19 protein-coding genes are annotated in these 25,258 nt (G+C 37.3%); 3 read left to right on the top strand and 16 right to left on the bottom strand.

What is annotated here, in order from left to right; all coding sequences use genetic code 11:
* Window positions 1–170: 170 nt before the first annotated feature.
* The 4 genes from ABN099_RS16750 to ABN099_RS16765 form a co-directional block, all read right to left on the bottom strand.
* On the bottom strand, window positions 171–518 hold the full coding sequence (locus tag ABN099_RS16750) for a YfiM family lipoprotein (protein ID WP_349465439.1): 348 nt from the start codon (window positions 516–518) through the stop codon (window positions 171–173).
* Between the two features lie 131 nt (window positions 519–649).
* Window positions 650–2,008 carry a CDP-diacylglycerol--serine O-phosphatidyltransferase gene (gene pssA / locus ABN099_RS16755; protein ID WP_349465645.1) on the bottom strand — a complete coding sequence of 453 codons (1,359 nt, stop codon included), beginning with the start codon at window positions 2,006–2,008 and terminating at the stop codon, window positions 650–652.
* 188 nt (window positions 2,009–2,196) lie between these two features.
* Window positions 2,197–4,857 (bottom strand): bifunctional acetate--CoA ligase family protein/GNAT family N-acetyltransferase, encoded by a 2,661-nt coding sequence (locus ABN099_RS16760; RefSeq protein ID WP_349465441.1) that lies wholly within the window; start codon window positions 4,855–4,857, stop codon window positions 2,197–2,199.
* Between the two features lie 28 nt (window positions 4,858–4,885).
* Window positions 4,886–5,587, bottom strand: a complete 702-nt coding sequence (locus ABN099_RS16765; protein WP_349465443.1) for a tRNA-uridine aminocarboxypropyltransferase — start codon at window positions 5,585–5,587, stop codon at window positions 4,886–4,888.
* A 140-nt stretch (window positions 5,588–5,727) separates the two neighbouring features.
* Here ABN099_RS16765 and ABN099_RS16770 point away from each other — a divergent pair, with 140 nt between their 5' ends.
* Complete coding sequence (locus tag ABN099_RS16770; protein ID WP_349465445.1) at window positions 5,728–6,807, top strand: hypothetical protein; 1,080 nt, start codon at window positions 5,728–5,730, stop codon at window positions 6,805–6,807.
* 165 nt (window positions 6,808–6,972) lie between these two features.
* Window positions 6,973–8,133 carry a tRNA/rRNA methyltransferase gene (locus ABN099_RS16775; protein WP_349465447.1) on the top strand — a complete coding sequence of 387 codons (1,161 nt, stop codon included), beginning with the start codon at window positions 6,973–6,975 and terminating at the stop codon, window positions 8,131–8,133.
* A gap of 99 nt (window positions 8,134–8,232) precedes the next feature.
* Here ABN099_RS16775 and emrB read toward each other — a convergent pair whose 3' ends face one another.
* The 8 genes from emrB to ABN099_RS16815 form a co-directional block, all read right to left on the bottom strand.
* Window positions 8,233–9,711 (bottom strand): multidrug efflux MFS transporter permease subunit EmrB, encoded by a 1,479-nt coding sequence (gene emrB, locus ABN099_RS16780; protein WP_432807519.1) that lies wholly within the window; start codon window positions 9,709–9,711, stop codon window positions 8,233–8,235.
* A gap of 57 nt (window positions 9,712–9,768) precedes the next feature.
* On the bottom strand, window positions 9,769–10,944 hold the full coding sequence (gene emrA / locus ABN099_RS16785) for a multidrug efflux MFS transporter periplasmic adaptor subunit EmrA (RefSeq protein ID WP_349465451.1): 1,176 nt from the start codon (window positions 10,942–10,944) through the stop codon (window positions 9,769–9,771).
* Window positions 10,945–11,138: 194 nt separating this feature from the next.
* Entirely contained in the window at window positions 11,139–11,666 is a 528-nt protein-coding gene (gene mprA, locus ABN099_RS16790) for a transcriptional repressor MprA (RefSeq protein ID WP_349465453.1), read from the bottom strand.
* Window positions 11,667–12,159: 493 nt separating this feature from the next.
* Entirely contained in the window at window positions 12,160–13,368 is a 1,209-nt protein-coding gene (locus tag ABN099_RS16795) for an MFS transporter (RefSeq protein ID WP_349465455.1), read from the bottom strand.
* Window positions 13,369–13,536: 168 nt separating this feature from the next.
* Window positions 13,537–13,944 (bottom strand): hypothetical protein, encoded by a 408-nt coding sequence (locus tag ABN099_RS16800; RefSeq protein WP_349465457.1) that lies wholly within the window; start codon window positions 13,942–13,944, stop codon window positions 13,537–13,539.
* A 10-nt stretch (window positions 13,945–13,954) separates the two neighbouring features.
* Window positions 13,955–15,286 carry a phosphatase PAP2/dual specificity phosphatase family protein gene (locus ABN099_RS16805; protein WP_432807520.1) on the bottom strand — a complete coding sequence of 444 codons (1,332 nt, stop codon included), beginning with the start codon at window positions 15,284–15,286 and terminating at the stop codon, window positions 13,955–13,957.
* A 106-nt stretch (window positions 15,287–15,392) separates the two neighbouring features.
* Window positions 15,393–17,162, bottom strand: a complete 1,770-nt coding sequence (locus ABN099_RS16810) for a bifunctional alpha/beta hydrolase/class I SAM-dependent methyltransferase (RefSeq protein ID WP_349465461.1) — start codon at window positions 17,160–17,162, stop codon at window positions 15,393–15,395.
* Window positions 17,159–17,794: a CDP-alcohol phosphatidyltransferase family protein gene (locus ABN099_RS16815; RefSeq protein WP_349465463.1), complete on the bottom strand. Its 636-nt coding sequence runs from the start codon at window positions 17,792–17,794 to the stop codon at window positions 17,159–17,161. The genes ABN099_RS16810 and ABN099_RS16815 overlap by 4 nt, the downstream gene beginning before the upstream one ends.
* 502 nt (window positions 17,795–18,296) lie before the next feature.
* Between ABN099_RS16815 and ABN099_RS16820 the strand changes: the two genes are divergently transcribed.
* On the top strand, window positions 18,297–20,630 hold the full coding sequence (locus tag ABN099_RS16820) for a TonB-dependent hemoglobin/transferrin/lactoferrin family receptor (protein WP_349465465.1): 2,334 nt from the start codon (window positions 18,297–18,299) through the stop codon (window positions 20,628–20,630).
* Window positions 20,631–20,715: 85 nt separating this feature from the next.
* Here the strand turns inward: ABN099_RS16820 and ABN099_RS16825 are convergent, their stop codons facing one another.
* From ABN099_RS16825 to proV, 4 genes are all read right to left on the bottom strand, one after another.
* Complete coding sequence (locus ABN099_RS16825; RefSeq protein WP_349465467.1) at window positions 20,716–21,072, bottom strand: ribonuclease G; 357 nt, start codon at window positions 21,070–21,072, stop codon at window positions 20,716–20,718.
* Window positions 21,073–21,457: 385 nt separating this feature from the next.
* Window positions 21,458–22,453 (bottom strand): glycine betaine/L-proline ABC transporter substrate-binding protein ProX, encoded by a 996-nt coding sequence (gene proX, locus ABN099_RS16830; protein ID WP_349465469.1) that lies wholly within the window; start codon window positions 22,451–22,453, stop codon window positions 21,458–21,460.
* A 126-nt stretch (window positions 22,454–22,579) separates the two neighbouring features.
* The gene (gene proW / locus ABN099_RS16835) at window positions 22,580–23,752 is read right to left on the bottom strand and encodes a glycine betaine/L-proline ABC transporter permease ProW (RefSeq protein ID WP_349465471.1); all 1,173 of its coding nucleotides are present in this window, start codon (window positions 23,750–23,752) and stop codon (window positions 22,580–22,582) included.
* A complete protein-coding gene (gene proV, locus ABN099_RS16840) occupies window positions 23,745–24,944 on the bottom strand; it encodes a glycine betaine/L-proline ABC transporter ATP-binding protein ProV (RefSeq protein ID WP_349465473.1) in 1,200 nt (399 codons plus the stop codon). Before proV ends, proW begins: the two co-directional genes overlap by 8 nt.
* Between the last annotated feature and the right edge of the window lie 314 nt (window positions 24,945–25,258).

Genomic DNA, 25,258 nt, shown 5'->3' on the forward strand with positions numbered 1-25,258 from the left:
GTAGCGCCGATGGTAGTGTGGGGTCTCCCCATGTGAGAGTAGGGAACTGCCAGGCATTAAATAAGACGAGAAAGCCAACCCACTGGGTTGGCTTTTTTGCGTTTGGAATTTGGTCTGATTAATGAATTAATAAAACAAACATTATCATTTTGTATCTATTTTTCAGTCTATTACTTCAATTGTTGATAAAGTAGTGAACCCGCGGCTGCACCTGCAACATCATAAGCAAAATCGTGCCAACTCCAACCAGTACCTTCAGGTCGACTATCATATAACTCTTTTGCTGCACCTAATGCTATTGAAAAACTCAGTCCTAATAAGAGTCCCTCCCTATGCCCATAATTTTGATGATCAGCATAAGCATTTGCTCCTGCTGATGCCGCCATTGAAAATAAAAAATGTTGAGCTTTATCTTTTCCTCGCCAATTATCATTAGCAAAATGAAATGATTGGCAACCGGTTAAAAGAGTGATCGAAAATAAGATAACCAGATAATAAGAGTTAAGCTTTAGTTTCATAAAAATTAAAAGTCTTTTTACTAATAATAAAGGGTTATAGATGAATTTATTAAGTATAGAAGAGAATAGATAAAAATAAAAAAACCTTACTAAAAAGTAAGGTTTAGGATGAGAACCAGCGAGATTAAAAATTAAAGAATACGACTAATTAGTCTATCTACACGAATACGACGTAGACGCTTAATTAATTTTTTCACTTTAAGTGGATAAAGTTTAATACTCTCTAGATCCTGATAATGTTTAATAATAACAGTATGTTCACGAATACAGGTTAATTCTTTTTGGCGCTGTTCATGTAATTCATGGTTTGGATCATGAATTAATACAGCATTTTCTAAATCTAATCCCCATGCACGAGGATTGAGGTTATTACCTGTAATTAATTGCCATGTATCATCAACCCATATACCTTTTAAGTGATAGGTATTGTCGCTATCTTTCCAAAGGCGTACTGTTAATTGGTCATTATCTACAAATCGTTGAAAACGCGAAGTAAATTTACGCAGATTCATTTCATAGAGGTAAGGTAATGCACCAATAATTTTAAATGGTTCTTCTGGTGGAATATAAAAATCATTTGCTGTTTTATCACCAATAATAATTTCTACTTGTTTACCATTTCTTAATAAGTTACTAATTTGGCGAACAATAATGGCTGGTAAATTAAAATAAGGTGTACAAATAACTAATTTTTCTTCAGTAACAGCCATAAGGTGAGAAATAGTCTTATTTAGCAGGTTTTTCTTACCTAAACCCATCAATGGTGTTACAGCTAATTCACTGTTAGAGGCATTGCCTTTAATATCATAGCCATCGCGTGTGCGCAGATTAAAACGAAGTTGGCGTATATAATTTTTAATCTCAGCACAGCGCACTCTATCTTTAATATCGAGTCGCTGAATTGCATCTGACTGTAATAAATCAGCGATAACAAATTGCTTCATTGTTGCCGCAAGTTCAGCATTATGAATAATGTGATATCTGTCATAACGATATTTATCGAGTTTATGCAAGTAGACATTATTGATACTTGCACCACTATAAATAACAGTATCGTCGAAAATAAAGCCTTTTAGGTGCAATACGCCTAACGCTTCTCGTGTATTAACAGGAATACCATAAATAGGAACTTCTACATCAGGGTGTTGTTGAGCAACATGGTAATACCAATCTGCATTTGTGGCATCTGAAGAGACACCAATACGTCCACGTTGTGCTCGATGCCAGTCAACAATAACAGTAATAGACAGTTCAGGTCGTTGTTGTTTTGCAGCATAAAGTGCAGCAAGGATCTCTTCACCAGCTTCATCATGTTCTAAATAAAGAGCAGTGATAAAGATCTCTTTCTCTGCTTGAGCAATATATTTCAATAAGGTGCTGCGAAACGCGGACGTTTGATAAAGCGTTTCAACATCAGCAACTGACTGAGCTAATTTAGGCAGTTGTGCAAGGTGTTGTTGATGCTTTGCAAGTTTTAATTTAGACAACATCACAGTGCTTATTTCTCTTGTTTATGATGGCAGATGGAGCCACCGTCCGTAGTTAAATTTTCTTAAACCAATCTGCTGATCATAACATTAGTTATATGGGATGTACGCATAAAATCATCATATCTTGCTAATTTATCAAAGGATACGTGAACTATCACATATCGAAACTTTAGTTGATGATAATAATATTAGGTCGCTTTTGGTGGTTCAAGAAGTAAGTCAAGATTAACAATTCCTTCATCAAACTGTACTTCAACGCTAAAGCCTAGTTTTTTCGCTAGACTGATCATATTTCGGTTTTCAGGCATAGTAATCGCCGTTAAACGTTTAATACCGTGTTCTCTAGTATAGTTAATAAGTTTAGTCATAAGTTGATGACCGAGAGTATTTCCTTTTAGATCTGAACGCACCAATATAGCAAATTCGGCTTGTTGATTATCAGGATCTGCCATTGCGCGAGCTACACCAATGATCTCTGGTTGGTTATTTGAGCTTCTTATTGCGACAAACGCCATTTCACGGTCATAATCAATTTGCGTCATATTTGCGAGGTCGTCATGAGTAAACTCACTTATTTCACTAAAATAACGGTAATAAAGATCTTCTTTTGTGACTTGATTGATAAAAATTTTTAATAAAGGCTCATCTTCAGGCAAAATTGGGCGAATAAAACAAGGAGTGTTATCTCTTAATAAAAAAGTCTCTTCTAGTTCATTAGGGTAAGGGCGAATGGATAACCGTTGATGAGGATCGCCACTTAATGGTGCTAACTCCATTGCGACATCTAATAATGTAAAATCATTGCCAGAAACTAATAGCGGATGAATATCTAGTCGCATAATTTGAGGGCAATCCAATAATAGATGTGAAACTTGAACTAAAAAATGACTTAAACTCAAAATATTTAAAGGTTGTAAGGCGCTTCTAGGCTGTATTTTTCCACTCTTAATCGCATTAATAACCAGATATCGCGCAAGTGCCATATTGAGTGGTGGTAATGCCACAGCTGCTTTGGTTTCTATTTGCCACTCAACGCCGCCTTCACCTAATAAAATAAGAGGACCAAATATAGGATCTTGCTCAATAGCGACACGCAACTCTTGAGAACCCGCTCGGTTTGCCATACTTTGCACTAATAAGCCTTGGATTTGAGCTTGAGGATAGTGTTCACTTACCCGCTCAATAATCGCGTGAGCAGCAGATTCAACTTCTGTTTTATCTCTTAAATAGAGCATTACCCCTTGCACTTCTGATTTATGAGGAATGTCAGGAGAGCGTAATTTTAAGGCAACGGGATAACCAATTTTTTCAGCAATATTAACAGCTTCTTGTGCATTATGGGCAATCCATGTGGGTAATGTATTAAAACCATAGGCTTCCATAATGGGTTGTACTTGATGTGTATCTAATCGATACTGTTTTTGCTCTAGAGCCTCTTCAATGCAGCGATGTGCTTGTTGAGTATTCATTTTGACATCTAAAGGTAATGCGGGGGTCTCTTTAAGCTGTTTCTGATTTCGGCGATATTCCACCATATGCATAAATGCGGTTACTGCACCTTCAGGGGTACGATAAGTAGGAATGCCCGCTTCACTAAACAACTTACGTGATTGTTGAGAGGAGTATTCACCACCCCAGTTAGTAAAAATGGTTAACCACTTTCTTCTAGGGTGCTTTGCGATAGTATCGATAACCTTTTGTGCGGTTTCAATACTTGGTGCTATTGCACTAGGCGTATGAATTAATAGTAACGCGTCATGATCATGACTATCTAGTAAACAGTTAAGTGCGGCAATATAGCGATCGACTGTTGTATCATCGCCCAAATTTAGAGGATTACGTAGAGTATTTTTTTCTAGTACTACTTTTTGTAATTGCAGCTGTGTTTCTTCAGAAAGTTGAGCAAGTTTGCCTGAGTGTAAGAATAGTTCATCAACCGCCATTGCCGCAGGGGCAGAGCCATTACTAATAATCATCACTCTTTCCCCTTTTAACGGGGTCATATAACTGAGTGTTTCGACCGCTGAAAACATTTCGTGAGTATCTTGAACGCGTAGTAATCCAGCGCGTTGAAAAGCGGCGTCGTAAGCCACATCGTAACTTGGAGTATCGCCTAATAAGAACTGTGCTTTTTGAGTTCGTCCGCTTTTAATAACCAAAATAGGTTTATTACGTGAAGCACTACGAGATGCCGACATAAAGCGTCTTGCGTCATGAATATGTTCTAAATGTAATAATATGGCACTGGTTTTGCTATCTCTTGCGAGAAAGTCGAGCAGATCATCAACTTGAATATCTTGGTTATCACCCAGTGCGATAAAATAAGAAAACCCGATATTGCGATAATATGCCCAATCTAAAATAGTATTGGCTACGGCTGCCGATTGTGAAATAAAAGCCAATTTCCCTTTTTTAACCGGAAGTGGAGAAAAACTCGCGTTTAATCCTTGCCAAGGCGCTAATAATCCCAGGCTATTAGGACCAAGTAAGCGAATATGGTATTGCTGACAAATCAATTTCATTGGCTGAAATTGTTCGGGTTGTGCAGAAAGTACAATCACCGCTTTACAGCCCGATTTACCCAACTGTTCAAGTAGTTCAAGGTTTCGATGATGATGAGTACAAATAATTGCCAAATCAGGAATTTGTGGTAATTGGCTTATTTCAGGATAAGTAAACACACCTGAAACTGAGCGACGAGAGGGATTAACTGGAAACACGGGGCCATTGAATCCACCACTGAGCAGGTTTTTCATCATGGTTGTACCTGCTCTGCCTATTTTTTCAGAGGCACCAATAACAGCGATTGATTTCGGGCGTAATAGTGCTTCAAGACCTCGTTGGCTCATATCAACTCCTGAACTTTGTAATCATCATTTATTCAATGTAGCTGATTTGTTCTTCTTTTGCTGGGTGTCTGTCGGGTTTTCCAAGTAAATATTGCTGGCGAAAGTAGGAAAAGTGAGAAAACAGCTGTTGTGCTGCTTGAGTGTCATTCATGCTTTCTAAAATAGAAGCGGCAACCTCGGCAGTACAGTGTTGGTCTTCTCTAGCGGCTTGGCGAAGTACGTACTCGCATTTAGTCGCTTCATTGATAGAAAATAGAGGTAATGAATCTAGATAGGGGCTTTTACGAAACATCTTTCTTGCTTCGGCCCATGTACCATCAAGCATAATAAAGAGGGGGGGTTTGCTATTTTCTGGTACTTGGTTATAAACCACACGACCACTTGGTGCGTAACTTTCAGGAAAAACCACATAAGCTTGGCGTTGCGGATCGTTAATTAGATCTAGAAGCGCTTTTTCAGGATTAGTACGTGACCATAAAAAAGCCTGCGTATCAGGTAATATATCTGCAATTAGTTTTCCGGTATTACTGGGTTTCATTACCTCAGTATCATACATCATTAAACAGAAACGACTTTTTGCGGTTTGAGCGACAATTGTTTCACATAAGCACAGTTTTTCAGGTAATAAGCAGTAAGCGCAACGTATTACACGAAAACCTCTAGCTTTAAAAGGGCGGGTCGAAATAGATAATCGATATTGACGAAGTCGAGATACTGCATTGTCACGCATAACAGATAGACCAAAAATCATAAATAAAGAAGTAAATATTACCATGATAATAAAAAGTCTACTATCAGTTGTTTTTTTTATGAAAGTTAATTTATATGGCAGTAATAGGATTATTATTATTTAATAAATTATGGTGACTTATGAATATAACACCAATCTCTTTTATAGATAATAGACAAAATATTAAAGCTAATGAAATCAAATCGCTTTTTGATATCTTTAATATACAATTTTATGATGTTAATAATGATGAGTTTGATTATGATTTTAACATTGCTGAGGCTCAAATAAATGAACTCGCTGACTCAATAAAGAAAGGAAGCTTAAAGGATCTGGAATATTTAATAAACATTATGTTTCATAAGGATTTAAACATAAGTTTATGTGCAACTAACCAACTTTATTTACTCTATTCAGAGTTACATGATTCGGTAAAAATAGATATTAAAGAATTTATTAAATCACTTTATACAATAAAAATAAAAGATGATAAAGAGTACTTTAAAGAGCGACCTCTTTTAAGTGCAATGGCATGTGGATCTGAAATAGCCACACAGCAAGGCGCAGGGAATAACACCTTTATCTCAGCGATTGATAACTATTTAAATATGAAATGTAATTATGCTGTATTGGCTAATAGTACTGAAAGCGTAAGTAGTAGTGACCGTTATATATCCTCATCAGAATTAGCATCTTGGATTTCATTTAAACCCTATCAATGTGATATCGGTGGATATGAAACCATACTTGATAAAATAGAAAATACTAAAAAGTCAGATGAGTTAAAAAATCACGTAATTTTAGTAAATAACAACCATTGGGTTGCATTGTTTACTTATAAAGATAGTTGTTTTTTATGTGATTCATTATCATCAACCAAGAGAGAAAATGATGACCGCAATAAATTATTAACCAGACTAGAGGAAAAAGGATTTAATTCCTTTAATATAGCCGATAATTTACAAAAAAACGCGCCTAATGGATGTGGTCTTTTTGCACTTAATTACATTGATAGTTTACAAAATGAATTGAAAAAATTAAATAATGAAAAAGTAACCGATTTAACATCTACAATAGAAACCGTATTACAAAATACCGGAAAAATTTTTCTAAGTAAGAGTGATATAGACCAAGCCGCATTTAATCATGACGCTAGAAAAACATTGATAATGGATGCACTTTATCGTTCTGTTGAGAACCGTTATAAAAAACATCCTTAAATGTTGATATGCAAGTGGTTTTTTATTGAAGAAAAGTTAAATTTAATCTTATTTTTACAGAGAGTGTTTTTTGATATAGGTTTATCTCTTACTCTGCGTGATTCTCTCGGTGACAGTTGCTAAACTATCAGGTAATCTGCGCCCCTATTGCAGTTGGAGAGACAAATGAACGATTCCTATCAAGGTAAAAACGGCAAAGTAAAAGTAATGTATGTCCGTAGTGAAGACGATGCCGATAATAAACCGAAAAAACCATCCCGTCGCCCAGAAAATGGTCGTGGTGATAGCCGTGATAACAAACGCGGTGATAACCGTGACGACAAAAATCGTGATAACAGACGTGGTGATAACCGCGATGATAAAAATCGCGATAATAGACGTGGTGATAACAAATTTTCTCGTCGTGATGACCGTGGCGCAGGTAAGCCTTCTGGACGTGGTACATCACGTAATGAGACCAAACCAGCTCGTGATGATGAAGGTGGTAGCTTCTCACCTTGGAGAACGATTTCTCGTCCTGGCGAAGAGAGCATCAAAGATCACGACGGTATTACAGGGAAAAGCCAAATTGACCCTGAACAACTACGTCGCCAGCGTTTAGAAGAAACCCGTATTTATGGGGAAAATGCTTGTCAGGCAATGTTCAAAAATCGTCCCGATGCTATTGTTCGTGCATGGTTTTTACAAGATGTAACGCCACGTTTTCGTGATGCACTAAAATGGATGGCTGCTAACCGCAAAGCCTATCACGTTGTTGAAGAAGAAGAGATGGTAAAAGCAGCTCGTACTGACCATCATGGTGGTGTCTGCTTCCTTATCAAAAAACGTGCTGGTCATGATGCTGAAACGTATTTGAAAGATGCACCAGCACAAGATTGTGTTCTTGCACTTGAAGATGTCGGTAATCCACATAACGTGGGTGCTATTATGCGTAGTTGCGCTCATTTCGGTGTGAAAGGAGTTATCTCACCTGATTCAGCCGTATTAGAGTCTGGTGCTGCTGTTCGTACTGCTGAAGGTGGTGCGGAATATATTCAAGGTATTGATGCTGATAACTTTATTCAAACTTTAGATCAATTCAGAAAAGCCGGCTATACATTAGTAACGACCTCTAGCCATAAAGGCAGTGTGCCATTAGCTAAAGCTCAGTTACCTGCAAAAATGGTATTGATTTTAGGTCAAGAGAAAGATGGTTTAAGTGAAAGCACTTTAAACCAAGGTGATATGAGTATCTACATCGGTGGTACAGGACACGTTGAAAGCCTGAATGTTTCTGTTGCTTCAGGTGTGTTATTAGCGGAATGGTGGCGTCAGCACCAAAATTAATCGCAACTTATCACATTAAGTTATGAATAAAAAAACCCCGTTTTAAACGGGGTTTTTGCTATCAGTAATAGATGATTTTTACTGGTATTAGTGTAAAAATTATTTTCCTGGTGAGAATGGTGGTCTAGCAAACCAAACAACAACCATCATGATAAGGAAGATACCTGCGGCTAGCCAAAAAATCTCATTAGCTGAAAGAATAAGCCCTTGTTCTGTAATAGTTTTGGCAATATAAGCAGACGTTTGTTCATTAGAAAGACCTAATTCGCTCATTTGCTGATAAACCATTTGTGAATCAGGATCAAAAGGATTTATTTTTTCTACAAAGGTTTCATGGTGCAGTGATTCTCTTTGTGTCCAAATCGTTGTGGTTAATGACGCACCAATAGCGCCCGCCAACGTTCTTAAAAAGTTCGATAAACTAGATGCCGAAGCCATTTTTTCTGGTGGTAATCCAGATAATGTCATAGTCGTTAATGGCATAAAGAAACATGCAACCGCTAAACCTTGCCAAAACTGAGGCCATGCCACGGTGGCAAAATCCATTCCTGGTTCGAAAGTATAAGCTCGCCAGTAAAAGCAAATAGCAAACATAACAAAGCTAAAACTGATGATATAGCGCAGGTCTACTTTGCCACCAAATTTACCAATCAGTGGTGTGATAATCAGAGGAAGTAATCCTACCGATGCAGAAGCAAGTCCAGCCCAAGTTGCGGTATAACCAAAGACTTCTTGTAAAAGCAAGGGAAGTAAAACAATCGTTCCAAAGTAAATCATATAAGCGAGACTTAGCGTTACACACCCAATGGTAAAATTTCGACTTTTAAATAATGAGAGGTCGATAACAGGGTGGTCATCCGTTAATTCCCAAACGATTAAGAAACTTAAAGCAATAACGGCAACAACAGTAAGTACGATTATCTCCGTTGAATTAAACCAATCGAGCTCTTTACCTTGATCAAGCATTATCTGCAATGCACCAATACCGACAACCAATAGCACTAAGCCAATGGTATCGATGGGCTTGATTTCTGTTTTCGTTTCTCGTCCTTCTAACGTATTTGATATACACATAATTATCAAAATGCCAAAAGGAACGTTAATAAAGAAAATCCATCCCCAATGATAGTTATCACTAATATATCCACCCAAAATAGGACCAAGAATAGGGGCGACAACGATAGTCACTGACCATAAAGCTAACGCCATATTACGTTTTGCTGGCGGATAGTTATTTAATAACAAGCTTTGTGATAACGGGATAAGTGGTCCTGCAACTAAACCTTGAAGTACACGAAAGAAGATAAGCATTTCAAGACTTTGTGAAATACCACACAGCCAAGATGTTAATGCAAAAAGTGCAGTTGACCACATAAATAGCCGAACTTCGCCTATACGTTTTGCAAGCCATCCGGTAATGGGAATAGAGATGGCATTGGCAACACCAAATGAGGTAATAACCCAAGTTCCTTGTGAATTCGAGGCTCCAAGGTTTCCTGCAATAGTGGGTATTGCTACGTTTGCGATAGTAGAATCGAGAACTTGCATAAAGGTTGCCAGCGCTAATGCGATGGTCATTATGGCAAGTTTCCCTCCTTGTAATGGCCCTTTAATCACCTTTACACCTCGCCTTTATTATCCTGCATTTTGTTCAATGATTTTATTGATCAGTTTATTTATCTCTGACATATCAATAGTAAGAGCGTCAGTATGATAAGCAGGGGCTTGGCGTTCACTTTGCGATAGAACTTTGCCATCAAGGTTTATGGTATCAACGGTCACTTCTGTAGAAAGACCAATACGCAATGGTTTATCTGTAACTTCTTTTTCATCAAGTGCAATACGAACAGGTAGACGTTGTACTACTTTTATCCAGTTACCACTTGCATTTTGTGCGGGTAATAAAGAGAATGCGCTGCCAGTTCCCATATCTAAACCAAGCACAGTACCGTGATAAATAACTTTTTTACCATAAAAATCAGTCGTGATTTTAGCTGGTTGTCCAATACGCATGTTGGCAAGTTGAGTCTCTTTAAAGTTGGCATCAATCCACATCCCTGTTGCTGGAACAACGGCCATTAATGGTTTTCCAGGAGCGACTTGTGCGCCAACTTGTACACTACGACGTGAGATATAACCATCTGCGGGACTAAGAATTTTGGTTCTTTCTAATGCCATCCATGCGTTACGTACATCTGTTGCTGCTTGTAAAACAGGGGGTTGTTTTGCAATTGGGGTATTTAAAATAATTGCCTGATTTGCATTATATTGCTCTTTAGCAACCTCTAATGCTGCTCTTGCGGTCGTTACTGCTTCTCTGGCATGTTGAAGTTCTTCTTTGCCAATAACATTGCGCTCACCTAATACTTCTCGGCGTCGTAGATCATTTTGTAATTTTGTGAGTTCAGTTTCACGTAACACAATATTGGCTTTTAATTGACGGCCATTAATTATCTGCTGATGCATTTGGCGAACACTATTTGCTAACGCCGTTTTCGCTTTTTCTAATGCGAGTTCTTCATCACGAGGATCTAATTGTACTAGTGGTTCACCCGCTTTTACATAATCAGTATTATCAACAAAAACTGTTGTCACTGAACCTGAAATTTGTGGCATAACCATAATTTGATTGCCAGTAACATAAGCGTTATCGGTAGTTTCATGATGTCTTAATACGGTAAACCAATAAGCTGTATAAGCCGCCCCTGCAATAAGAAACAAAAAGGTAAGTAGCAATAAAACGTTTCGGCGAGTTCGTTTTTTATTGCGAATGGGAGCCTGAGGGGGGATATTTTCCTCATTAACACTCATTTAGAAGATCTCCATAGAAACCAGAAAAACATCATCAGATATGTTTCCAGTATTGATACTGGAAACATAGGTATAAGGTTAATCTTAGAATAATTATTAGCGTGAGGAGCAGATTATAATGGCTAATGAGTAAGTATGTTTGCCGATTTATGGCGTAAATAGGATTAGATCAATAAAACTATTTATTCCGTTGCTTATTCACAGCCTTTTTCAGCTAAGGTATCAAGTTGTAACAACAGTTTACGCATTAGTGTTTCTAGTTCTTTTTGTTCATGAAAGTCAAGAACTGACCAGATTTTTTTCAGACACTGATGCTGTGGTGGTAACAAGCTATTTAAAAACTCTTCGCCCGCGTCGGTAAGATGAAGATGTAAACAACGGCGGTCATTGTGGCTTTCTCGACGTTCTATCCAACCTTGTTTTTCTAGCTCATCCGCGATACGAGTGGCATTAGTTCTTGAAGAACCTAATGCTGCACTAAGCTCAGAAGGCTGTATGCTGCGGTTTTCTGTTGTATCTAAAATCATTAGTGCCATAAATAGCGTCTCGTTAATACCTTGAGACTTCAACATATTATTACGACTTTCAAGAAGTTTGCTTTGTACGTGCATAGAAAGACGGGTTAACAAAATTTCTTGATAAGGAATATCCTTGTTAAGCGATTTCTGTTGTGTAGCGCGAGTGTTTAGTAATTCTTCTGTTGGCGTAAATGAGCTTTCCATTTTTAGACACCTTGTTAGTTTCGAAAATTAGGATAACTGCTGTTATCAACATGTTAAATGGTATATTAAACACACAATTTAGCAATTTTTATTATTTATAGGCACTCTATTTTTTTGATTATGCTACCTGATTCATAAATTTTATGAATGATAACACAAAAAAATGGATCGGTGCTTATCTCTTTGCAATAAGTTAACAAAATCAATTTATCACTTATCCGACAATGAATAATAGTCTATTTGCGAAAGAATGGATCGTTTTTTACGACAATACACGTAATAAATTTATTGCTTTGGGTAATTATTTTCTTGTTGATATTACCATTTTGAAACTATATTTTTAATAGTTTATTGGCAAGATTGATATAATTTTCTTAATAAAGAATGAATTGATGATATACATCAATAGTAATCACGGAGTTAAAACATTCATGTTTTATTCTGAGTGGCGAGGAATTCGAGGAATAAAATAACCCATCCTTGGTAAGAATAATTATTCAGCCTGAATAATTGGATCATTTTTATAACCTAGTAACCATGCAAGAAGTCCTAAGATGCCGATGACTAAACCTGCAATAGAAACACCAATCCATCCATATTGATGATAAGCATATCCTGATAATAACGACCCTAAAGCACCACCAATAAAGTAGCTTGTCATATAGGCAGCGGTTAAGCGGTTTCTTGCCTCTGGTAAAATACGATAAATAGTACTTTGATTGGTAACATGAACACCTTGAACTGCTAAATCTAGCAGAATAACGCCAATAATAAAGCTAATGACACCAATCCAGTGAAAATAAGGCGCAACAATAATAAATCCCCAAGAAATAAATAGGATGATTAATCCGGCGGTTGTCGTGGTTTTTCCTTTTCCTTTATCAACCCATACGCCCGCTTTACCTGCCATTAATGCACCAGCGGCACCAATAAGACCAAATAATCCAATGACAGCATCTGAATAATTAAAGGGATCTGACGACAATAGAAACGCCATTGATGTCCACAATAAACCAAAGTGAGCAAAAATAAGCGCACCAATTAATGAACGTGTTCTTAATACTGGTGTGGTGACAAAAAGTTTAAAAATAGAGCCTAATAGCTGAAAGTAATTGAGTTCTGTTTGGCTTTTATAGGTGGGTAAACAACGCCATAAGGTGATAGCCAATATAGCCAAAAATAGACTCGCAACCCAGAAAATACCTTGCCAATTAGTAATGGATGCCATTAATCCTGAAACTGTTCTTGCGAGTAAAATACCCAGCAATAAACCACTCATAATAGTTCCTACCGCTTTTCCTCTTTGATGAGGTGCAGCAAGCGTTGCCGCAAAAGGAACGAGTATCTGAGCTACAACCGAAAACATACCTGACAATGCCGTGCCAAGCAGCATTATCCAGATATTAGAAGCCATTGCGGTGATCAATAGACCACTGGCAGAAATCAATGTCATCGTAATAATGAGTGAGCGACGTTCAAAAATATCGCCAAGAGGAACTAATAACATCAACCCAATGGCATAGCTTAGTTGAGCGGTTGTAACAATAAATCCAGTCATAGTGGCTGAAATATTAAAATAAGTTGCAATAGAGTCGAGAAGTGGCTGTGCATAGTAGTTACTGGCAACAACCATACCTGTGGCAACTGCCATTAAAAGGATAAGCCCCTTACTGAGAGAGGTTTGCGGTGCTGTTCTTTCCATAATATTCAAGGCTAATATTTAATAAGGTGAATGATAGTAGCACGAGTTATTTTTTTGCGGAAAGAATTACCTTGATAGATGGATTCAATTATTCTGATATAAGTTGTTGTGTTTTATTGTTATAACATACTGTTTTTACATAATAAATAAATGTTTAGACAGCGTCCTTTAGTAACTAAAAAGAGTAAAAAAGAGGATCGCTAAACTCCATATCCATTGCATCGAAACCCCAATTACTGCAAAAGAGAATAGACGCTTAGTTCCCAGCCAGCGGGTTTCCATAGTCTGTTTTTTAGGGCGTTTAGGAAATAGCGTAGAGAGGCTTTCATCAAAGCTAGCATCGTCTTGATAGCGATAAAGTGCTTGAAAAAAATGACTATCAAGCCATAAACGAAAAAGGTGATACTGGGTAAATAAAAATAAAAGGGAAGCAACAAAGAAAGCCAGTTTATTATGAAAATGAAGGTTAAACACAGGCAATGTACTTAAATAAGGTAAAAGTGATAAAAACAGTAAATAACGCCAACTTTGTGTTAAAGATACAATCACTTTACCGCTAGTTTTGGTTGTGAGCATGGCTGTCTCGTTATTTATCTTGCTGAAAATGTGAATACCAAATTTGTAGTGCCTCTCGTGTTTCTGGATTTAAAATAACTTGAGGTCGAGCTGCATAAACTTGTTGTAATGCTTCTGCTAAATCTTGAGCTTTACCACTATAAACTAGCCACGCGACGACAACAGTCGCACTTCTTGAATAGCCTAATTTGCAATGAATATAAACCGTACCTTGTTGGTTAAGTTTTTCCATTGCTTGCATCGCGTTGTTAATGTCATTTGGTGATAAAGGCAACAAATCGATTTGAGGTTGAGCCAAATAATACTGTTTTTGACTAAATTTATTTCTTGGCCACTCACACGTTAAATCAAAAACAGCATGTGCATTTAAATGATAAAGCGGACGACCACCTAATAGAATATTGTCAGTAACTTGGCTAGGTGTTTGGCACCGCTTTAAATAATAGCGATAAGTGCACCAAGCAAAAAAACGATAAGGTAATAGGATTATTTGTGCTGAAAGTGAGATATCACCTTGTGGCGTTTTTTGGAAAATAGAAGCACCAGCGCCTAAATAACCTAATGTCACAAATGTTAATGTGATTGCAGGCCAGAGAAAAAAACAGAAGAAACCTTGTAATACAAACGCCAATAAATAGAACAGAGTTGCAGATAATGCATAGTTTTTGGCAATACGTAAACTGCGTTTACTTCCTGTGTATCGCCATTGCCAACGTGTTTTTATTGGTAATAGATAACAGACAAGCAGACCAACAGCAAACCCAGTAATAATATCGATAAAATGATGTTGCCAAGTCGTCAGTACAGAAACAGCAATTAATAGCGACCACAGGTTTAGTACCCAGCGCCATGATTGTGGTGTATGTGCGCGAAAGCGTAGCCAGATTATCCACAACAAAATAATATGCAGGGAAGGCGCTTGGTTATAAGGTAAATCAAACCCTTCAAGCTGGGTAAATAACCAACCAGAAAAACCTTCTGTTATAGGGCGAGTAAAACTAAATTTTAAAGGAAATAATAAAAAACCAGCACAAGCAATAACAGAGGCAACAATTAAACGCAATCCATGAATAAACTGTTCTCTTAATGTCGTACAGATAAACAGTGAAATACCATAACCTAGATTAACACTCCAATAGGGAATAATGGTCCACGGTAAGAAAGGAATAGCCTGTTCCCATGAATAAACAAAAGAAGGAACATCAGATAAAGTAGAAGTATAAGTGTTGACTTGCATATAAGTTAAATAGAAAAAAGGCGCAAGAAAAAGCAGCCACAAAATACCTGCGAGCCAGATCCATTTTTTATTTGATGATGTAGGAGTATGAGCGTATCCACTCATCATAAAATTCCTTTCTCTATTTAGTAAATAATATCGCCATATGATAGCCATATAGCGATATTATTGATTGATTTATTTACGTTTCATTCGGTATAAACCGTGTAAATTAGCGACGTTTTGCAATGGATACGCTAAAAATACCCCAATGATCAATACTTTGATCAAGCTTTTCAAAACCAGCATCATCAACCAATGCATCCATTTCCCCTTGGCTTCGACAACGCATAATCCAAGGTTGTCCATCTTGGTGGCTTGGTAATACGCGAGCAATCATTTCAAGTTGTGGATGCCAAGGTTGGCAAGTATAAATAAGTAAACCACCTGAAGGAATGGCTTGAGATAACCCTTTTAGCGAGGCTTTGAGGAGTTGATTGTCAGGAAATAATTCATAAAGCCCACTGACGATACCTAAGGTTGGAGAAGGTGAAACAGCACTAAGGCTTTCCGCATCAAAGGCATTTCCTTGTTCAAAATGAACTTTATCTTCTAAATGTCGTTCTTTAATTGCGATATGCCCTTGCTCAACATTAATCGAGCTATAATCTCGCATTAAAATAGAGTCTACTTTGCCATAATCATTAATAGCATCAAATAAATAGCGACCTTGTCCTGCAGCAATATCCATAATATGAACAGGCATATTATTTTGTGTTAATTGTCGAATGGCAAAGCGAATAGTATTTTCGATATTAATTTTTCGCTGACGAATGCCTTGCCAACCAATACTATTTAAATATTGTTTATCGATAACACGACCAAATAAGCCTTTACCTTGAGGATGATTACGATAGACGTAATCAAGGGTTGAACCTGAATCAAAGCCTTTATCATAACCGAGTGCAACACCTTCAGATGCTTTACCTAAAGTCTTCATTGAGTGGCTAAGGATCTTATAATAAAGTCGTTTGGGGCAATATTTAGGTAGTGGAGTAAGCAAAGAGCGATAAACATCAGCACTGTGGCTCCATTTATCTTCTTGACTATAATCATGCTGATAAACAGGTTGAGAAAACAGTGTTTCAATAAAATCGCGCATTTTATCTATCGCAATAACGCGCTCTTTTTCACCTAAAGTGTCATGGTAAAAGCCTGGCAAAACATGTTTTTCTTTAATTGGCGTATTTAATCGTTGATAAAAAAGATGTTGTGGTTTTGCATGTACAACATGGTCATTACCCGAAATAAATAGCTGTGTGGGGAGCGTAATTGCGCTAGCGTCTTCTACAACTCGGTCAGCTGTTTTATAAAGCTCTAATAAGATATTAACCGCAATAGCACGAGTAATAAGAGGATCTTGATTAAATGAGTCAATGCGACTTTGATCATGAGTCAGATACTTGGCTTTTACATAAGAGTTCACATAGAAAAGACCACGGATCTTTTGCATCAAAGCAAGACCAGTACGAGCAAAAGGTACATAGAGTTTTACTTTAAATGCCGGAGACGCCAAAATCATACCTCGGATTTTAGGGGCATAATCATGAACCCAACCCGTCACTAATACCGCACCTACACTCTGACCAACAACTATAATATTCTCTAGTGGAATATTATAGTTGGTTGATACATAACGAACAAACTCATCTATATCTTTTATCGATGTGCCCATTGATGGGCTATATCCTCTTGCCCCCTCATTTTTACCATGTCCACGAGCATCCCATGCAAACATTGAAAAGTCGGGTAGGTCAAGTTCATCAACAAGGTGAGCAACACGCCCTGAGTGTTCATGACCGCGATGGAATAAAATAATCGCTTTATTTTCAGTGGTAATTTGAGTGGGCCAATAGCGATAGAAAAGGGGCGTTTTATCGCTGGTGGTAAATTCAGACTCAACCATATTCCTTTGTGTTTGATATTGTAATTGTTGATTCATAACGATGTATCCTTATCTTTACCTGTCAACAGTGCTTCTTTTAATGCACGATGAATGCGGTGATAACAGGTCAACAAGAGTAATAAATTGATAATAATAAAGAGGTAGAGGGTATTTTCTGATAATGCCAGTGAGGGAAACAGGGCAATAAAAAAGGCGATTGTACCAAAAACAAATGCCCTATCACTTTTACCCATAGGTCCGTCATAACGTCGAGTCGCATAAATAGTTTGTGCAAGTACGCCAATAAATTCTGTCATTATCATTAAAAAAAGAGCCAGAATTATCCACCAAAAAGCCTGTGGAAAAATAAGAACAAAAGGGAGGTAAAGGGCGATATCAGAAATAACATCGCTGGCTTCATTTAATATGGCACCTAATGCACTTTTTTGATTGTGTTCTCGTGCAAGCATGCCATCAATGGCATTAAGAGCCATACGAAAAAAGAGGATAAAAGGGAGTAACAAAAAGAGTCGAGGAGCGGGATAAAGCAATAATAAGCCACCCGTTGCAACAGATAAAAACAGAGCAAAAAGAGTGACCTGATTGGCGGAGATCCCTTTTTGAAAAAGTTTTATAACGTAAGGGCGTAGCAGTGTTTGGAATTTAGGTTTTAGGTCATAGATAGTCATGACGCTTCCTTGTGCTCTAAAGTTTGAATATTAACCTAATACTCATTGTTTTTATTTTTAACTGATTTTCATCTAATTGAATATCTTTATTTTTATGATTTTTATTAGTTTCATAATTGAAATCGCAGTAGGTGCAGAAAATTACTTGAGTAAAGAGTTAGATAGCCGAATAAACAAGCCATTAAAGGTAAATGTAGGCACAGCATTATCAGATAGTTCTGTGCGAGTCATGTAGGTTTTATTTAAAAAGAGGAAGTGATAAGCATCACGTAGATATTTTATTTCCTTATGATTTCTAATGGAATCGGTTTAATTGAATGTAAATATCTCTTTGGCTGAAATATAATTTTAATGATTTTATTATTGCAGTGTAGTTTGCTGAATTAATTCAACCCGTCAATAAAAGTAGATAATGATAATTATTATCATTATCATATTTGCATCGTTACTTGATTTTCTAACTATTTATTAGACTTATAACCATACAAAAGATACTTTTATTATGATCTGTTTATCAGCAAAGAAACCTGTCTATCATCAGGGGATTGGGGTATTTTCATTTTCATCATCAGCCATTGCATTATTATTAACATCGCTGACTTCATTAAATAGCTATGCTGCTGAAAATGTAGCACCAGAAAAAACGATTTCTTCTACATCAGTAATACAAACTCAAACAGAACAGCGCGAGAAAATTGTTATTGAGCCTATCTATGTTGGTGGAGAATTAAACTCAAGCGTTGATGCTGGAAGTACTGTTCTTACACTTAAAGATATCAATAGAATACAACCTAATAATATTGCGGAATTAGTTGATAAGTTACCCGGTATTTCCTCATCAGGTTCACCAAGACCCGGTGGACAAACGTTAAATATTTGGGGAATGGGTAATCCTGAAGATATTAAAATTACATTGGATGGAACACCTAAAACGTTTGAAAAATATCGACAAGGCTCGATATTTATTGATCCCGAATTAATACGTCGTCTCGATGTTGATAAAGGACCTCATAATATTACTCAAGGAAATGGGGGCTTTGGTGGTTCGGTTAGAATTGAAACTAAAGATCCTGATGATTTACTGTTACCTGATCAAAATGTAGGCATGTTTTTAAAATATGGTCATCACACTAATGATAAACAAAATCGTTATAGTGGGGCGGTATATGGAAAATTACCAGATGGAAAGGCGGATGGATTATTCTATTTTAATCGTCGTGAAAGTGATGATTTAAGACGTCCTGATGGCACTAAATTTGGTTATTCTCAATCTGATCAAGATTCATTTTTAATTAAAACAAATCTCTATTTAACGGATGCTCAAATATTAACATTATCAGCGTCAAGATCAGAGAGTGATGGTTGGACTCCTTGGGCTGCTAAGCGTGATGAATTAGCGAAACCAAGCCAAGGTGATGTGGATAAATATGGTTTTGATGCCGCGATGAAACGCAAATTAGTTTATCGTGACCAAAAAGATGACACTTTCAGTGTGAAGTGGAATATTCAGCCAGTTGATTCTGATTTAATTAATTTAACGCTGACTTACGGTTATTCAAAAACCAAACAGAATGATAGCCGCCCTGAAACCGCTAGTTCATATTTTAGTGGCAGCATGGGAAACCAAAGCTGGGTTGACTATAAAAATCATCAAATTGAAATTAAAAACGAAAGCACACTTATGCATGGTGCATTTGAGCATCAGGTAATGATTGGCACTCGTTGGCACCGAAATGATCGTGATGTTTTAATGTTTACTCGCGATAAAGCCAAAAATCCAAATTACAACTATGGTTATTATGCGCCGCCTTATATGCCGGAAGGAACGCAAACCACCACCAGTTTCTATTTACAAGATTCTATTAGTTATCAAAATTTAACGATAACCCCTGGTGTTCGCTACGATATTGTAAAGAACCAAGGAAAGGGAAGTCGTGCTACTGTTTATCAAGATCCTAACCCTTATTTTGGTCATGACTATTCTGATGTCACTTATCGTGGCGCAACACCGCATTTAGGTTTGTTATGGAAAATGAATCAAAATATCCGCTTCTTTAGTGATCTGACTTATACATGGCGAGCGCCGCTTATTGATGAGCAATATGAAGTTCAGTCAAGTATTTCGAGTCTAACGGGAACAAGCCGTCATTTAGATAAAGAGACAATACGCGCATTTCGTATTGGTGCGATAGCCGATTTTGACAATGTTTTTCAGCAACAAGACCAAGTACAATTGAGAGCCACTCTATTTGATAGTCATGGTAAAGATGAAATATTCCGTCGCCGTGGTGTCTATTGTGAAAGTAATAAAACGCAGGGCAATAATGGAAGCTGTCCACCATCTATTGGTAACTACCGTAATTTGCCGGGTTATCATATTCAAGGAATGGAAATTGAAGCGTTTTACGATAGCTCAAATCTATTTGGGCGTTTAGCTTATTCCACAATGAAGGGAACGCGAGATCAATCACCTCGTGATCCATGGTTTGGTCAAAAAACTTGGATTGCTGAAATTCAGCCAGATGCTTTACATGCCACCATTGGGGTAAAGGTGCCGCAAATTAATGTAAATATGGGATGGACTGGTGACTTTATTGGCGCTCAACGTCGTTCACCAATGGATAGTGATCCTGATGCGGTTTATTGGTCACTACCAAAAAGCAAGGGTTATTCTGTTCATGGTTTATTTGCTAATTGGGAACCCTCTTTTATTAATAATACCGAAGTACGCTTTACCGTAGCTAACTTATTTAATCAAGATTATTACCCTTATTTAGGCGAGTCGGTTTCTGGTGTCGGACGTGATTTTAGATTTACAGTAATGAAACGTTTTTAATATTTGTTTGAGCAGACTTTATTAAAAAACAGACCTCAGTTTATCAATTGAGGTCTGTTTTAAATAAATAGTATTCACTGCTTTATTATTGATACATACCTTGTGAGGCTGAATTAGCAATAATAGCCATCATTGTTGAGAAGAAAAACAGGAAGAAAATAACGGCAAATATAATACTTACAATAAAATAAATAAATCCGGCTCTATTCCATGTCTCTTGTACTTTCATAAAAGTCTCAACAGAATCATAATCACCTTTTTGCCAAGCCCATTCATTGCCTTTTAATCCACAAACAAAAATCCACACAAGATTTAGCAAAGGCACGAATACTAATAATGGTAAATATGAGCGATTACCAAAGCCCCAAATAATATTAAACATGAAAGCACCCCAATTCCAACGTTTAATCTCTTCTGGTACGGTTTTATTAGTGTAAGACATGTCTACTTCCTTAATCAAAGTAATAAAGTTAGAGTGAGAAAAAGAATAATAGACGAAGGTGGGGGGTAAGTGAAATATTATATTTAATATATCCATATATAATAATCATAATTGGAGTATGTTTTTAAAGGGTGCTTAATATTGATGGCTATTTTAAATTATAGCGATATAACCTTTAGAGATGATTAATTTAGCCAATTTAAATAATAATTATAGCCACCATTAGATGACTTTTTTCTTGATAAGAATAAGGAAGTAACTAATTTAATGGTTTGATCTTTATGAATAAATATATGAGTAAATATAAGGTAATATAAAAGAAAGATCGCTTTCGCGACCTTTCTAGAACTGAATATAAAAGAGAGATGAATTTACTGAGTACAACTTATTCTGCGGCTTTACGCGCCTCTTCGACCCATCCATCAAAGGTTTTTTGATGGGCTTTGATCCATGCATTTGCATGACGCTCAATATCAGCCTGTGATTTTTGACCATTATGCATACGTAAGTTTTGCGCATTAATATCAGCAACGGAGACTTTCATCACTTCGAAAAGTTTTGCCGCGGCTGGATTGGCTTCAGCCCACTGTTTATTTGCAGCAATATGCATAGTACTTGGTGGAAAACCATAATTTTTACCATTAGGTAAGGTTGTATCAGTTTTGTCATCACCCGGTAGTGAAGAGAATGGCACTTGTAACCATACAACGTCTTTACCCGGTTTTAAGACATCACTTATCCAATAGGGTGTCCATGTATAATAAAAGATAGGTTTCCCTTCTTTATAACGAGTGATGGTATCTGCCATCATCGCTGCATAGTTACCTTGGTTATGAGCCACAGATTTTTCTAAGTCATAAGCTTTTAGATGATTATTAATTGCTTCTTCACAGCCCCAACCTGGATTACATCCAGTTAAATCTGCTTTACCATCACCATTAGCATCAAATAACTTAGCTATTTTCGGATCTTTAAATTGCTCGATATTGGTGATGTTATATTTCTCAGCGGTTTTTTTATCAATTAAATAACCCTGAGCGGCATTTACAACATAATCCCCTTTGCGATAAAAGGTATTATCACCACCCGCTGCGGCATATTGTGAATTATGAAGTGGTACCCAACTTACTGCCATAAAAGTGGCATCACCATTGGCGATAGAAGAGTAAGCAACGTTATAGTCAACTTCTTTGATTGGTTGAACGGTGTAGCCTAATTGTTCGAGTGCTTTATTGACGATTAAAGTCTGAAAAGTTTCTTCAGAAATTGTACTTTGCACGGGTTGAACCGAAACCCCTTTACCGGGTAAATCAGCAGCGGATAACTGGGTGCTTATCAGTGTGGCGGACAATACTGTTGCCCAGAGAACTGGATTACGCATAGTTTTTCCTTCTGTTGTGATGGTAAGAGATAAACAGCAGTCACTTAACAACTGCTCCTATCTCTTATATTGATTGAACGTTATGTTCTTTATTGAATTATAGTAATAACAACGTAGGTATTAGGCTTATGCTTTTTTGCCTGCTAATCGGCACAGTAAGCCAATAGGACCTGTTAGATACCAGCGTCGATTACCTTTTGAGCGACTATTTTGCCCTAAAGATTGTGTTAGTCGGTCGAGGATAATTGCCAAAATAACAATACCAGCACCACCAACGGCAGCGAGTCCCATATCAAGACGACCAATACCGCGTAAGACCATTTGACCTAACCCACCAACCGCAATCATTGAGGCAATAACCACCATTGAAAGGGATAACATTAAGGTTTGGTTTACCCCTGCCATAATGGTTGGCATTGCTAATGGCAATTGCACTTTAAATAGCATTTGGCTAGGGCTTGCACCAAAAGATTGTGCAGCTTCGACTAAATCTTCAGGCACTTGTTTGATCCCTAAAATAGTCAGTCGCACGATAGGGGGCAATGCAAAGATAATAGTGACTACAACACCGGGTACGTTACCAATACCAAAGAGCATAACAATAGGAACTAAATAGACGAACGCGGGTGTTGTTTGCATAGCATCTAAGAGTGGTCTGACTATTTTTGATGCTCTATCACTATGAGCAAGCCATATTCCTAATGGAAGCCCAATAATTAAGCAAAACAGTAAAGAGGTTAACACTAATGAAAGTGTGACCATTGCTTCAGACCATGCACCAATAGCGCCAATTAAGATCAATGAAATAAAAGAGGCGACACCCATTACTTTTCCTGAAAGCTGCCATGCAATCAATGAGAAGAAAATAATGGCAATGGGCGCTGGCATTGAGGTTAAAAAGTTCTCAAATCCACCTAATACAAGGTCAACAGGAACTCGTATTCCTTGGAATAGGGGACGAAAATGAAGTACAACCCAATCTATTGCCTCAGTTACCCATGAATCTAATGGGATCAGGGTATGTTGAAAGGGATCTAAAATATTAAACTGATCAGTTGCTGTATCTGTTGGTACCGCATCTAGCCAGTCACCGCCAGCAGATGATGTATCAACCGTTTCAGTTCCACCTGTACCCCAAGGGTCTGCATCGGTTGTTGTACTGTCCGCAGTGCTCCATGGATCGTCATCTACGGTACTATTTTGCGCCTCTTGTGGCGCTGTTTGCGCTGAGGCATTTTCTGTTGCTGTTTCTTGAGTCTCCATTTCCCAAGGATTGGCTTGGCTGGTTGTATTACTCATTAGGTGTCTCCTTATCCAGTGCTTGTAACAACATTCCTTTTGAAATTAAACCAAGGTAGCGATTTTTATCATCAATAACAGGAATGGCACAGGGAGATTGTGCAACAGTGGAAATTAGTTCATTCAATGGTGTGTCGCCATTAATGGCACAAGGCTCTGTTAAAATAGCGGATTCTATTGGTTGTTTATTTTTTAACGCCTCTTCAAGAGAATTAACAGAGACAATACCAATAAATTTTCTTCCTCGTTCAATGAGATAACCAAAGTTTCTATCTTCATCTTCAAGTACTTTTAATGCAGAGCGAGGACCAAATCCTGGTGCAACATGTAACAGTGTTTCAGGGCGACGTTTGGCAACATCTTTTGCGCTAAATACGTGACTAATATCGACACCTCTAAAAAAGGTTCGTACATAGTCATTGGCTGGGTTATTTAATATTTCGTCAGGGGTACCAATCTGAACGACAACCCCACCTTGCATAATGGCAATTCTGTCACCAATACGCATTGCTTCATCAAGGTCATGAGAAATAAACACTATCGTGCGCTGTTTATCACCTTGTAAGCTCAGTAGTTCATCTTGCATTTCAGTACGGATCAGTGGATCAAGTGCGGAGAATGCTTCATCCATTAATAAGATATCAGGATCGTTTGCCAATGCACGAGCAAGCCCTATACGTTGGCGCATTCCTCCGGAAAGCTCATCAGGCCATGAGTTAGCGTGATTACCAAGGTTAACTTGTTCTAAAGCCGCCATGGCTTTTTCATAGCGCTCTTCTTTGCTTAATCCTGCGAGATCCATACCGAAAGCCGTATTATCCAGTACATTCATATGTGGCATTAAAGCGAAAGACTGAAACACCATACTGATTTTTTTACGACGTACTTGGCGAAGTTCTTTATCAGAGATGGTAGCAATATTCTCACCATCAATAAGTACTTCACCTTGGGTTGGGTCTATCAGACGATTGAGAAGGCGCACTAATGTGGATTTACCAGAGCCTGATAATCCCATGATGACAAATATTTCGCCTTCTTCAATGGCCAGATTTGCATTTTGAACACCTACTGTTAACCCTGTTTTATCAAAAATCTGATCTTTATTCATACCAGATTCTAATAAATCAAAGGCGCGTTTTGGGTGCTCACCAAATACCTTATAGAGGTTTTTAACTTCTAATTTAATTGCCATGCAATATATCGTTTCCTATTAAAATAATGGAAGGAATAAATAGAAATATAATGTAATTATTGTGCTGAATTTCCTAATTAACGTTTTTTAGTAAGGGAAATACCCTACCATAATGAAGCTGCCTGACAACCCTATGTTAATTAGAATTAACTAAATAAAATTTCATTTTTTATATCATATTGTTAATGATTAATAATTAAATAAAGTTAAATAATCTCTTTTTATAGAAATTTAATTGCTATGATAACTTGCTGAAATAACGCTATTTTTATAGATATTACTATTTTAATTATGATCTCAATAAAAAGGTAATG

This window comes from Proteus hauseri, assembly GCF_040139125.1.
GTDB classification, from domain to species: domain Bacteria; phylum Pseudomonadota; class Gammaproteobacteria; order Enterobacterales; family Enterobacteriaceae; genus Proteus; species Proteus hauseri_B.